At 73.9% G+C, this 12,582-nt stretch carries 10 protein-coding genes; 6 read left to right on the plus strand and 4 right to left on the minus strand.

Annotated features, from left to right (window positions below; translation table 11 throughout):
• Positions 1–145: 145 nt before the first annotated feature.
• A complete protein-coding gene (locus ACTMS9_RS10865; RefSeq protein WP_441164842.1) occupies positions 146–1,735 on the plus strand; it encodes a trypsin-like serine protease in 1,590 nt (529 codons plus the stop codon).
• Positions 1,736–1,790: 55 nt separating this feature from the next.
• On the plus strand, positions 1,791–4,355 hold the full coding sequence (valS, locus tag ACTMS9_RS10870) for a valine--tRNA ligase (RefSeq protein WP_441164843.1): 2,565 nt from the start codon (positions 1,791–1,793) through the stop codon (positions 4,353–4,355).
• A gap of 52 nt (positions 4,356–4,407) precedes the next feature.
• On the opposite strand, the gene ACTMS9_RS10875 is transcribed toward valS, so the two are convergent.
• From ACTMS9_RS10875 to ACTMS9_RS10890, 4 genes are read right to left on the minus strand one after another with little or no spacing between them, the layout of a single operon-like run.
• Positions 4,408–5,118 carry an ABC transporter permease subunit gene (locus ACTMS9_RS10875; RefSeq protein ID WP_441164844.1) on the minus strand — a complete coding sequence of 237 codons (711 nt, stop codon included), beginning with the start codon at positions 5,116–5,118 and terminating at the stop codon, positions 4,408–4,410.
• Positions 5,118–6,077, minus strand: coding sequence for an ABC transporter ATP-binding protein (locus ACTMS9_RS10880; protein WP_441142408.1), 960 nt, complete (start codon positions 6,075–6,077; stop codon positions 5,118–5,120). The genes ACTMS9_RS10875 and ACTMS9_RS10880 overlap by 1 nt, the downstream gene beginning before the upstream one ends.
• On the minus strand, positions 6,074–6,955 hold the full coding sequence (locus ACTMS9_RS10885) for an ABC transporter permease (RefSeq protein ID WP_441142407.1): 882 nt from the start codon (positions 6,953–6,955) through the stop codon (positions 6,074–6,076). Before ACTMS9_RS10885 ends, ACTMS9_RS10880 begins: the two co-directional genes overlap by 4 nt.
• The gene (locus ACTMS9_RS10890; RefSeq protein ID WP_441164845.1) at positions 6,948–7,862 is read right to left on the minus strand and encodes an ABC transporter ATP-binding protein; all 915 of its coding nucleotides are present in this window, start codon (positions 7,860–7,862) and stop codon (positions 6,948–6,950) included. Before ACTMS9_RS10890 ends, ACTMS9_RS10885 begins: the two co-directional genes overlap by 8 nt.
• Positions 7,863–8,052: 190 nt before the next feature.
• Between ACTMS9_RS10890 and ACTMS9_RS10895 the strand changes: the two genes are divergently transcribed.
• The 4 genes from ACTMS9_RS10895 to galT all read left to right on the plus strand — a co-directional run bounded on the left by ACTMS9_RS10895 (position 8,053) and on the right by galT (position 12,247).
• A complete protein-coding gene (locus ACTMS9_RS10895; protein ID WP_441164846.1) occupies positions 8,053–8,631 on the plus strand; it encodes a DM13 domain-containing protein in 579 nt (192 codons plus the stop codon).
• A 97-nt stretch (positions 8,632–8,728) separates the two neighbouring features.
• A complete protein-coding gene (cysC, locus tag ACTMS9_RS10900; protein ID WP_441142405.1) occupies positions 8,729–10,258 on the plus strand; it encodes an adenylyl-sulfate kinase in 1,530 nt (509 codons plus the stop codon).
• Between the two features lie 109 nt (positions 10,259–10,367).
• Positions 10,368–11,174 carry a DeoR/GlpR family DNA-binding transcription regulator gene (locus ACTMS9_RS10905; protein WP_441142404.1) on the plus strand — a complete coding sequence of 269 codons (807 nt, stop codon included), beginning with the start codon at positions 10,368–10,370 and terminating at the stop codon, positions 11,172–11,174.
• The gene (gene galT, locus ACTMS9_RS10910; RefSeq protein WP_441142403.1) at positions 11,171–12,247 is read left to right on the plus strand and encodes a galactose-1-phosphate uridylyltransferase; all 1,077 of its coding nucleotides are present in this window, start codon (positions 11,171–11,173) and stop codon (positions 12,245–12,247) included. Before ACTMS9_RS10905 ends, galT begins: the two co-directional genes overlap by 4 nt.
• The last annotated feature ends 335 nt before the right edge of the window (positions 12,248–12,582 follow it).

The following is a 12,582-nucleotide window of genomic DNA, read 5'->3' on the forward strand; positions in this document are numbered from 1 at the left end:
CCCCGGGCGCTGTCGCGACGACGCGGGCAACCCGGGGACCCGTCCCCCGGCTAGACTGCCGGGCGTCGATCGGCCCGGCGATCGCCCGAGGGCGACGCCCGGTGGGACCGGTCAGGCACAGCCGAACACACGGGGAGGTTGCGGCGTGCGGATCCGACGACGAGTGGTTGTCGCGGCGGCATTGGTGATCAGCACGGTGGGCGCGGCGACGGTCGCGCTGACCAGGGAGGGCGACGCCGGTGCCACACCGACCGCCGTCTCGGCGGCCGGCGACCTGTCGGCGACGGCCGGTGCCGCCCCGGCGGACACGCCGCCCAGCGCGGACAGCGGCATCGGCAGTCGAGCCGGGGCGACGCGCTCCACGTCGGACGCCCGACCGGTCACCGCGGTCGGGCGGCCCGCCGGGGAGGTGGCGAAGGACGCGCCGGCCTCGGTGGCCTACCTGAGCGACCGCTACCGGGTCAGCCAGGACGAGGCGGCCCGCCGGGTCGCTCTCCAGGAACTTTCCGCGCCGCTCGCGGCCACCCTCGCCGCGAGGTACCCCGCCGAGTACGCCGGCATGTGGCTGGACCAGGCCGGCGGCGGCGTCCTCACCATCGCGGCCACCGACCCGGCCCCGGTCGCGAAGGCGGTCACCGGGGTGCCGGACGCCGCCCACGTGAAGGTCGTCCCGGTGCGCCACTCGCTGCGCGAGCTCACCGAGGCGGCGACCCGCGTGGCCGGCGCGCTCGGTGCGACCGCGGGCACCGACGTGGTGGTCGACGAGCAGGCCAACGAGGTCCTGGTCCTCACCGGCGGCGCGGTCGCGGCGGACGACGCCCGACTGGCCGGCGCGATCGAGGCCGGCGGGGTGCCGGCCCGGAGCCGACAGCTTCCTCCCTCGATCGAGAAGGCGCCGTGCGACCCGCGGTACTGCGCCCAGGCGCCGATGCGCGGCGGCATCCGGCTGGACGTACCCCGGGACCGGAACATCGGCACCGTCGGCGGCTGCACCAGCGGTTTCAACCTGCGGGCGCGGTCCGGGCGGTACTACGTACTGACCGCCGGGCACTGCGTGGTCAGCAGTACCCACACCGAAGTGGACCGGACCTGGCACCAGTTCCTCGGCCCTAAGGTGCCGATCGGCGTGGAGTCCACCAGCCCGGTGCTCGCCGAGAACACCACCACGTACGACTACGCGGTGATCCCGTACCAGGACGGCGCGATCGACCGGTGGGCGTACCCGCGGCGGAGCGGCGGCGACCAGGCCAGCCTGGTCAACTACTGGTGCGTGACGGACAACCCGGCCTGCGCCACCAAGGGCAGCCGCGACGTGAAGATCACCGGGTACACCCCCTACAGCGCGGTGCAGGTCGGCTGGGTCGTCTGCGCGACCGGCTCGGCCTACACCCCCAAGGCGGGCGAGGTGTACGTCGACTCGGGGGCGGGCGAGGGTTACGTTCCGGGTACCCGCTGCGGCACGGTCACCAGCAAGACCAACGGCCGTATCAACGTGCGGGTCTGCGCCCGCCCCGGTGACAGCGGCGGCCCGCTCTTCACCGAGTCGGACGGCCGGGCGCTCGGCATCCTGAACGACGGGGACCCGGGCAGCGGCGCCTGCACGAACCCGAACGAGCAGAACTACTACATGCCGGTCTCCACCATCCTGGACCGGGTGAACGCCAACACCGGCCTCGGCATCCAGCTCGCCACCCGCGGCCCGCTGCTCAACCCGATCGGCTCCTCGAACCGTTAGGCGACACCCCGGATAAGCCGTGGGCAGGGCGACGTGGGCTGCCTACGATCGACCGATGACTGATACGGCGAGGACGGCCCGCGCCGGCGTCCCCGAGCGTCCGACCCTGGACGGGCTCGAGGAGACCTGGGCGCGCCACTGGCAGGAGGAGGGCACGTACGCGTTCGACCGCTCGAAGGAGCGGTCGGACGTGTACGCGATCGACACCCCGCCGCCGACCGTATCGGGCGAGCTGCACATGGGACACGTCTTCTCGTACACGCACACCGACATGGTGGCCCGCTTCCAGCGGATGCGCGGCCGGACGGTCTTCTACCCGATGGGCTGGGACGACAACGGCCTGCCCACCGAACGGCGGGTGCAGAACGTCTACGGGGTGCGCTGCGACCCGTCGCTGCCGTACGACCCGCACTGGCAACCGCCGGCGACGCCGGTGAGCGAGGAGCGGCGCAAGGACCCGACACCGATCGACCGGCGCAACTTCGTGGCACTGTGCGAGCGGCTGACCGCCGCCGACGAGCAGGTCTTCGAGGCGCTGTGGCGGCGGCTCGGGCTGTCGGTGGACTGGTCGCTGACGTACACGACGATCGGGCGGGTGGCGCGGGCGACGAGCCAGCGGGCGTTCCTGCGCAACCTGGCCCGGGGCGAGGCGTACCAGGCGGAGGCGCCGACGCTCTGGGACGTCGGCTTCGCCACCGCGGTGGCCCAGGCGGAGCTGGAGGACCGGGAGCGGCCCGGGGCGTACCACCGGCTCCGGTTCACCGGGCCGGGCGGGCGCGAGGTGCTGATCGACACCACCCGCCCGGAGCTGCTGCCGGCCTGTGTGGCGCTGGTCTGCCACCCCGACGACGAGCGATACGCGGACCTGGTGGGCAGCTCGGTGCGTAGCCCGGTCTTCGCGGTCGAGGTGCCGGTGCGCGCGCATCCGGTGGCGGACCCGGCCAAGGGCACCGGCATCGCCATGGTCTGCACCTTCGGCGACCTGACGGACGTGACCTGGTGGCGGGAGCTGCAGCTGGACAACCGGGTGGTGATCGGCCGGGACGGCCGGCTGCTGCCGGAGCCGCCGCACGGGGTGCCGGCCGAGCCGTACGCCGCCCTGGCCGGGCAGACCGTCAACGGGGCCCGGCGGACCATGGTGCAGCTGCTGGCCGACGCCGGTGACCTGGTCGGCGAGCCGCGCGCGATCACCCACCCGGTGAAGTTCTACGAGCGCGGCGACCGGCCACTGGAGATCGTCTCGACCCGCCAGTGGTACCTGCGCAACGGCGGGCGGGACGCCGGCCTGCGGGAGCAGCTGCTGGCCCGGGGCGGCGAGCTGCGCTGGGTGCCGGAGCACATGAAGCACCGGTACGACCACTGGGTGGGCGGGCTGACCGGTGACTGGCTGGTCAGTCGGCAGCGCTTCTTCGGGGTGCCGGTGCCGGTGTGGTACCGGCTCGACGACGTTGGCGAGCCGGACTTGTCCCACCCTCTCACACCGGACGAGGCGATGTTGCCGGTCGATCCGTCCAGCGATCCGGCGCCCGGTTTCGAGGAGTCGCAGCGCGGGCTGCCGGGTGGCTTCGTCGGCGACCCGGACGTGCTGGACACCTGGGCGACCTCCTCGCTGACCCCGCAGATCGTCGGCGGGTGGGAGACCGACCCGGACCTGTTCAGCCGGGTCTTCCCGATGGACCTGCGCCCGCAGGGGCAGGAGATCATCCGGACCTGGCTCTTCTCCACTGTGGTCCGTGCCCACCTGGAGCACGGCGTGCTGCCCTGGCGGGACGCGGTGCTCTCCGGCTGGATCCTCGACCCGGACCGGAAGAAGATGTCCAAGTCCAAGGGGAACGTGGTCACCCCGATGGCGCTGCTGGAGCAGCACGGCTCCGACGCGGTGCGGTACTGGGCGGCCAACGGCAAGCCCGGCATGGACCTGGCCTTCGACCCGGCGCAGATCAAGGTGGGCCGGCGGCTCGCCACCAAACTGCTCAACGCCTCCCGGTTCGCCCTGGGGCTGGGCGCCGCGGACGCGTTGCGCGCCCCGGCGACCGCGCCGCTGGACACCGCCATGCTCGCCGAACTCTCCGGCGTGGTCGCCGCCGCGACCTCCGCCTTCGACTCGTACGACCACACGGCGGCGCTCCAGGTCACCGAGGCGTTCTTCTGGCGGTTCTGCGACGACTACATCGAGTTGGTGAAGGAGCGCGCCTACGGCTCCGGGCCGGGTGCCGAGTCGGCACGGGCGGCGCTGGCCACCGCGCTGTCGGTGCAGTTGCGGCTCTTCGCCCCGGTGCTGCCGTACGTGGCCGAGGAGGTCTGGTCCTGGTGGCGGTACGGCTCGGTGCACCGGGCCACCTGGCCGACCACCTACGAGGTGGGGCGGGCGGTCGAGGGCACCGCCGACCCGCACCTGCTGCGGCTGGCCGGGGACGCGCTCGGCCAGGTGCGCCGGGCCAAGTCGGAACGGAAGCTGTCGATGAAGGCGGAGGTGCCGCTGGCCGAGGCGCTCGGCCCCGCCGCCCTGCTGGAGCAGCTCACCCTCATCGCCGACGACCTCCGCGCCGCCGGCCGCATCGCCAAACTCGACCTGCTCCCCGACCGCACCCCCGAACTCGTCATCGCCTGCGCCTTCTAACCCCCACCGCCCCGCCCCGCTTCGCTTCGGCGGGGCGGGGCGGTGCGGGCGGTCAGCTGGTTTCGCCGGCCATGGAGAAGGAGCGGAGGCGGTCGATCGCCAGGACGGTGAAGCCGACCGCGACGACGCCGGTCAGCACCGCCGCGACGGGGACGGAGACGGTGGCCGACAGCAGGTCGGTGGGGGCCATCCGGTCGGCCATGGCGACCACCCACTGCTGGACCGAGAGCACCTTCGTGCCGCTGACGAAGTTGCCCAGCAGCCCCTCCCAGATCAGCACGTAGACCAGCCCGAGCAGGACCGGCCGCCGGGTGAGCAGGCTCAGCGCCAGGAACAGCGCCGAGTACGCCAGCGCGCCGAGCGCCGAGGCGGCGGCGAGGGCCAGCCCGAGGCGTACCGAATCGGCGAGCACGCCCGCGACGAAGAGCGGCACGGCGACGGTGGTCGCGCTGACCACGGCGGCCACCGCCAGCTTCGGCAGCACAATCTGCCAGCGCGGCAGCGGCTTGGTGAGGATGTGCACCACGGTGCCGTCGTCGATCTCGGCGCCCAGCACGCCGGTGCCCACGATCAGGGCGACCACCGGCAGCACCACGGCCAGGCCGAGGCCGACCAGCACCGGCGGCCCCCAGTCACCCGGCTCCACCCCGAGCGACCGGCAGAGCATCGCCAGCCCGAGCAGCAGGAGCGGCAACGGCAGCAGGATCAGGAAGCGACGCCGGCCGAACAGCCCGCGCGCGGTGATCCAGGAAACGGTCGACATCAGGCCTCCACCAGGTAGGAGAAGACGCTCTCCAGGGACTCGTCCTCGGGCAGCAACTGCCGGACCCGGACGCCGTGGGCCAGCGCGATCTTCGGCAGCGCCCGGGTGAAGGCGCCGTAGTCGCCGGCCTTGACGGTCAGGCCGGTGCGGTCCAGCTCGACGCCGGTGACCGAGGGCTCGGCCATCAGCGCGACCGCCAACCCCCGGTCGTCGGTGGAGCGGACGGTGAACACGTGCGGCCGGTTGGTCATCAGCCGGCGGATGGTCCGGAAGTCCCCGGAGGCGGCGAGCCGGCCGGCCACCATCACCTGCACGGTGCCGGAGACCTGCTCGACCTCCTCCAGGATGTGCGAGCTGAACAGGATCGTCCGGCCCGCGTCGCCGAGGGAGTGCAGCAGCCCCATCATGTGCAGCCGCTGGCGCGGGTCCATCCCGTTGAACGGCTCGTCGAGCAGCAGCACCTGCGGGTCGTGCACCAGCGCCGCGGCGACCCGGGCGCGCTGCCGCATGCCCTTCGAGTACGTCCCGATCCGCCGGTCCTGGGCCCCCTCCAGCTCGACCAGGGCGATCGCCCGTCGGGCTGCCGCCGCCGGGTCGGGCAGCCGGTGCAGCTTCGCGCTGGCCAGCACGAACTCGTACGCGGTGAGGAAGGTGTGCACCGCCTCCCGCTCGCTGACCAGCCCGAGCCGGCGGTAGACCTCCGGGTGGCGCCAGGTCGGCTCGCCGTCCAGGGTCACCGCGCCCCGGGACGGGGCGAGGAAGCCGGCCATCATGTGCAGCAGGGTCGTCTTGCCGGCGCCGTTCGGGCCGAGCAGGCCGGTGACCCCGGGGCCCAGCCGCATGGTGATGTCGTTGACCGCCACCACGTTGCCGTACCAGCGGGACACCCCGGCCAGGTCGAGGGTGCTGGTGGCGGTGGTCGGGACGCTCGCCGTGGGATCGGCGCTGATCGTGGTCATCGGGCGGCCACCTTCCGGTATCGCAGCAGCAGCAGGGCGACGCAGCCGGCGACCAGCAGCATGGCGGCGAGGGCGTAGACCGGGCCGAAGCCGCCGATGTCCGGTCCACCCTGGTCCTCGGAGACCAGCAGGTCGCCCAGCGACCAGATGCCGACCCCCTGCACGATGGTCGACGGCGAGCCGAGTCCGGCCAGCTCGTTGACGGTGCGGGAGGGCAGGATGGACAGGGTGCCGACGATCGGGGTGGTCATCAGGAAGACCGCCACGATCCCGCCGGCCGCGAACGCCCGCTTGCCGGTGAGCGAGGCGACCAGCAGGCCGACCGAGGCGAAGACGACCGCCCAGAGGCCCGCGTAGAGCAGCCCCGGCAGCAGGTCGAGCAGCTCGTTCCAGACGCCGCGCATCCCGTCGCCGGTGGTGAACGCCGCGCCGAGGAACATCACCAGCTGCGGCGCGCCGAGCAGCAGCCAGAGCGCGCTGACCAGGGCCAGCAGCTTCGCCAGGGCGTAGTCGCCGCGCGGCAGCGGCCGGGAGAAGTACAGCGGCAGCACGCCGCTGCGCAGGTCCCGGGAGACCAGTTCCGGCGCGGCCACCGCGGCGAAGAAGATGACCAGCCAGCTCATCGAGTCGGCGAACTGGGCGTACGTCATCACCACCTCGCCGATCTGGCTGCGGACCGCGGTGGCGCCGGCGGCCACCAGGGTGACGATGCCGACCACCAACCAGGGGAAGATCTTGGCCTTGGCGCTGCGGCCCAGCCCGAAGGCGGTCCGCAGGCCGTGCAGGTAGAGCGCGCCGAAGACGTGCCGGCGGCCGAGGCGGGGGCCGGTGTAGCGCTGGTAGCCGATGTCGTGGATGACGCCGGTCGGCTCAGACATGACTGGGCTCCCTCGTGGCGAAGAGTTCGGCCACCCGGTGCCGCCGCTGGTCGAGCCGGTGCAGCGGCAGGTCCAGCTCGGCGACCGCGCCGAGGATCAGGTCGTAGGTGGCCTCGTCGGCGAGCGGGACGAGCAGCATCCGCCCGTCCCGGCTGACCGGCAGGTCGAGCGCGGCGAGCCGGGTGGCCAGTTCCTCCGTACCCTCGCTGACCTCGACGGCGAGCACGTCGGTGGCGGAGGTCATGGCGGCGATCGGGCCGGCCCGCAGCAGCCGCCCGCCGTCGATGGCGACCAGCGTGTCGCAGATCCGCTCCACCTCGCCGAGCAGGTGCGAGCAGACCAGCACGGAGATGCCGAACTCGGTGCCGATCCGGTGCACCAGCGCGAGCATGTCGTCCCGGCCGGCCGGGTCGAGGCCGTTGGTCGGCTCGTCGAGCAGCAGCAGGTCCGGGTCGTGCACCAGGGCCTGGGCCAGCTTGACCCGCTGCTTCATGCCGGTCGAGTAGCCGCCGACCGGCCGGTAGCGCTCCTCGTAGAGGCCGACGTGCCGCAGCGCCTCGGACGCCCGCTCGCGGGCCGTCGTCCGGGGCAGGCCGCTGATCCGGCCGAGGTGGGTGACCAGCTCGGCGGCGGTGAGGTCGGGCGGCAGCGCGTCGTGCTCGGGCATGTAACCCACCCGGGCCCGTACGGCCGCCGGGTCGGTGCTCGGGTCGAGGCCGAGGACGGAGACCCGGCCGCTGGTCGGGGCGAGCAGGCCCAGCAGGATCTTGATGAGGGTCGACTTGCCGGCGCCGTTCGCGCCCACCAGGCCGATGATCCCGGGCTCCACCGCGACGGTCAGGTCGGCCAACGCGGTGATCCGACCCCCGTACGTCTTGGTCAGCGACTCGGTCGCTATGAGTGTCACGCCCGTCAGCGTAGGAAGCCGACGCCCGTGGGGGTATCAGGAATCGCCCGGGGTCGTCCCTGAGAACCCGTCCGGGGGACACGCCAGCCGGACTTCCTGCTGCCGGTGCGCCCGGCCCGAGCCCTCGGTAAGGGTTTCGTAACCCGGCGGCGCGATGACCGGGGCGGCCCGGCCCGGCAGACTGGACGACGTGGTCACTCGCCTGCTGCGTACTCCGCTGACCTGGGCCGTCGTCGTCGTGCTCGCCGCCGGGGCGGCCGTCGGGCTGTGGTGGTTCCAGCCCTGGAAGGCGGTCACCGACACCCGGGTCGCCGAGCGGCTGTCCGACGTGGGCGTGGCCGCCACGCCGTCGGTCGGTCCCACGCCCACGGGGGGCGCGGGACCGACCGGGCCGACGCCGACCCCGGCGGGGCCGACGCTGCTCAGCCGGGGAGAGTTCGTCACCCACGAGCACGACACCTCGGGCGCCGCCCGGGTCGTCCGCGCCGGCGACGGGCGGCACCGGCTGGAACTGGTGGGCCTGGCCACCTCCAACGGCCCCGACCTGCGGGTCTGGCTTTCCGATCAGCCGGTACGCGCCGGCCGGGCCGGCTGGGACGTCTTCGACGACGGCCGGTGGGTCGAGCTGGGCCGGCTCAAGGGCAACCGTGGCGACCAGGCGTACGACATCCCGCCGGGCACGGATCTGGCCGGGCTGACCAGCGTGTCCATCTGGTGCAAGCGGTTCGCGGTCTCGTTCGGGGCCGCCCCGCTCACCCCGACCGGTTGAGCCGTTCCCAACCGCCCGGGCCGCAGTGGAGTGGCGCTCTCGACCGATCGCCGGTCGGCTGCGAAACTGTGTGCCGGTCAGCGAGTGAGGGGTACGGATGAGCAACGGGTGGGTGCTGCCCGACGAGGTGCTTCGGGACGCGCCGGCGTACACGCCGCGCCCGGGTGAGCTGGCCGATCTGGAGCTGTTGCTGACCGGGGCGTACGCGCCGCTGGTCGGCTTCATGACCCGCGCCGACCTGGCCTCGCTGCAGCGTCGCGGCCGGCTCGCCGACGGCACGCCGTGGCCGGTGCCGGTGACCCTCCAGGTGCCGGCGGCGCTGGCCGCCGGGCTGGACCCGACCGACCCGGGACGCCGCACGGTGGTGCTCAGCGACGGCGAGGGCGCACCGGTCGCCGCGCTGGAGGTCGCCGACGTCTGGGCGGCCCGCGAGGGCGTGGCCGGGGTGGGCGGCCCGGTCCGCCGGCTCGGCGACGGCGGGCACGGCCCGTTCCAGCGGCTGCGCCGCAACCCGGAGGAGGTTCGGGCGCTGCTGCCCCCGGGCCGGGTGCTCGGCGTGATCGCCGACCGGCCCCTGCACCGGCCGCAGCTGGCGCAGATCGCGCACGCCGCCCGTACCCTGGGCGCCCACCTGCTGGTGATGATCCCGGTGGGTGAGGGCGGCTCCGGCGGCGTGCCGCCGGAGGCCCTGGTGCGCAGCGTCTTCGCCGCCCGCGACCGGATGCCCCCGGCGACCCTGGTCGCGGTGCCGATGCCGCGCGGTCGCGACGAGATCGGCGACGCCCTGCTGCGGGCCCGGATCTCCGCCGCGTACGGGGTGACCCACCTGCTCTCCACCGGCGAGATGCTCTCCGGCGCCGGCCTGCGGGTGCTGGTCCCCCGCGAGCTGGCCTACGACAACCGGGACGGGCAGTGGCGCTGGCGGGAGGACATCCCGCCGCGCAACCGGCGGCTGGCGCTGCGCCAGGAGGAGATCGACGACCTGCTGGACCGGGGCTTCCCGCTGCCCGAGTGGCACACCCCGCCGGCGGTGGCGAAGGAGCTGAGTCGGGCCCGCCCGCCGCGGCGGCACCGGGGCCTGGTGGTCTTCCTGACCGGCCTGTCCGGCTCCGGCAAGTCGACCATCGCCCGCGGGCTGGCGGACGTGCTGCGGGAGCAGGGCGACCGGACGGTGACCCTGCTCGACGGCGACGTGGTGCGCCGGGAACTGTCGGCGGGGCTCGGTTTCAGCCGGGCGGACCGGGACGCCAACGTCCGCCGGATCGGCTGGGTGGCCGCCGAGGTCGCCCGGCACCGGGGGGTGGGCATCTGCTGCCCGATCGCCCCGTACGCCCAGGCGCGGGCGACCGCCCGGGAGATGGCGCTGGCGGCCGGGGCCGGTTTCGTGCTGGTCCACGTGGCCACCCCGCTGGAGGTCTGCGAGCGGCGTGACCGCAAGGGCCTGTACGCCCGGGCCCGGGCCGGCCTGCTCACCGGGATGACCGGCGTCGACGACCCGTACGAGGAGCCGACCGACGCCGAGATCGTGGTCGACACCACCGACCTGACCGTCGACGAGGCGGTCCTGTCGGTGATGAACCACCTCACCGAGACCGGCTGGGTGGAGCCCCGCCTCCAGTCCGCCTGATTCCCGCCAGGGTCACCTTCCGTCGCTGCCCCCTGCGCGCTAGTGTTCATCTTTGTTGGAACACGTTTGAGCGCGTGTGAGAGTGCGCGGGAGCCGGAGGTACGGACGGATGCTGGCGCGGCAGCGGCAGGCGGCCATCCTCGACCGGGTCCGCACCACCGGCGGCGTCCGCGTCACCGAGCTGGCGGCGGAGTTCGGCGTCTCCGACATGACGATCCGACGTGACCTGGAGACGCTGCACGAGCAGGGCCTGCTGGCCAAGGTGCACGGCGGCGCCACCGTCCCCGGCCCCAGCTCCACCGACGAGCCGGGCTTCCACGCCAAGTCGGTGCGGCAGCTCGCGGAGAAGGCCGCCATCGCCGGCCGGGCCGCCGAGCTGGTCCGCCCCGGCGCGGCGGTCGCGCTGTCGGCCGGCACCACCACCGCCGAGCTGGCCCGCCGCCTGGTCGAGGTGCCCGGGCTGACCGTGGTGACCAACTCGCTGCCGGTGGCCGAGATCCTGCACGCGCAGGGCCGCACCGACCAGACCGTGGTGCTCACCGGTGGGGTGCGCACCCCGTCCGACGCGCTGGTCGGCCCACTTGCCGTGGAGGCGATCCGCTCGCTGCACCTGGACCTGCTCTTCCTCGGCGTACACGGGATCACCGAGCGGGCCGGCTTCACCACGCCGAACCTGATGGAGGCGGAGACCGACCGGGCCCTGGTGGCCGCCGCCGACCGGTTGGTGGTGCTGGCCGACCACACCAAGTGGGGCACCGTGGGCATCTCCTCGATCGTCGGCCTCACCGCGGCCGACGTGCTGGTCACCGACGACCGGCTGGCTCCCGAGGCGCGCCGGGTACTGGACGAGAAGGTGGGCGAGCTGGTGGTCGTGGCGAGCACGGGCCGGGCGACGACGGAGAGGACGGCGCGGTGAAGCGTACGGCGATCGAACTGGCGGACGGCCGCGAGCTGATCTACTTCGACGAACGGGACGACGCGGTCCGCGACCAGCCGGACCGGCGCGAGCTGCCCCCTCCCCCGCCCGCCTCCCAGCTGCGGTACGACCCGCTGACCGACGAGTGGGTGGCGGTGGCGGTGCACCGGCAGACCCGCACCTTCCTCCCCCCGGCCGACCAGTGCCCGCTCTGCCCCACCCGGGGCGACCGGCTCAGCGAGATTCCGGCCCCCGACTACGACGTGGCCGTGTTCGAGAACCGGTTCCCCTCGCTGAGCCAGCGGGTGGCCGACGAGCCGGCCGAGATCACCCCGTTCACCCCGGTACGCCCGGGCCGGGGCCGCTGCGAGGTGGTCTGCTTCACCGACGACCACAACGCCTCGTTCGCCGGCCTGCCGCCGCGCCGGGTGCGCACCGTGCTGGACGCGCTCGCCGACCGGACCGTGGCCCTCGCCGAGCTGGCCGGCGTCGAGCAGGTGTTCTGCTTCGAGAACCGGGGCGTGGAGATCGGGGTGACCCTGCACCACCCGCACGGGCAGATCTACGCGTACCCCTTCGTCACGCCGCGGACCCGGTCGCTGCTGGCCGCCGCCCGCCGGCACGCCGAGCGCACCGGCGGGGGCAACCTCTACGCCGACGTGCTCGCCGCCGAGCGGGCCGCCGGCGACCGGGTGGTCACCAGCAACGAGCACTGGACGGCGTACGTCCCGGCGGCGGCCCGCTGGCCGTTCGAGGTGCACGTGGCGCCGCACCGGCCGGTGCCCGACATCCCGGCGTTGACCGACGCCGAGCGGGACGCGTTCGGCCCGCTCTACCTGGACGTGCTGCGCCGCTTCGACGGGCTCTTCGACCTGCCGATGCCGTACATCGCGGCCTGGCACCAGGCGCCGGTGCGGATCGACCGGGAGCTGGGTCACCTGCACCTTCAGCTGTTCAGCATCCGGCGGGCCAAGGACAAGCTGAAGTACCTGGCCGGCTCGGAGTCCGGCATGGGCGTCTTCATCAACGACATCGCGCCCGAGCGGGCCGCGGAGCTGCTCCGCGCCGCCTGACCCCGGCCCGCGTCCGGGCGGCGAGTGCGGCAGCGCCCGGGGAACAGGGCGCGGGGGGCCCGGGACAGGGCCCCCCGCAGGGAAGGGACGGCTGGCTGTGCGCGACAGCCGGGAAGGTTGGCTGATCGGCACTCGTGCCGCGAGGCGACCGCGGTCAACCTTCCTGGACGAGACTGGCATCACGTCCACCCACTTCAACGACCCACGCCCACCCCGGTGACGTCGGGGGCTGCGGCCACGGATTGATCGCCACCGTTTGCGGCGTGTCGCGCGATCCGCTCGCTCGGACACCGCGACTCGCCGCGAACCGCGCGACGGCCGGGCCCCGGGTACGA

Source organism: Micromonospora sp. L31 (genome assembly GCF_052068075.1).
Taxonomy (GTDB): Bacteria; Actinomycetota; Actinomycetes; order Mycobacteriales; family Micromonosporaceae; genus Micromonospora; species Micromonospora purpureochromogenes.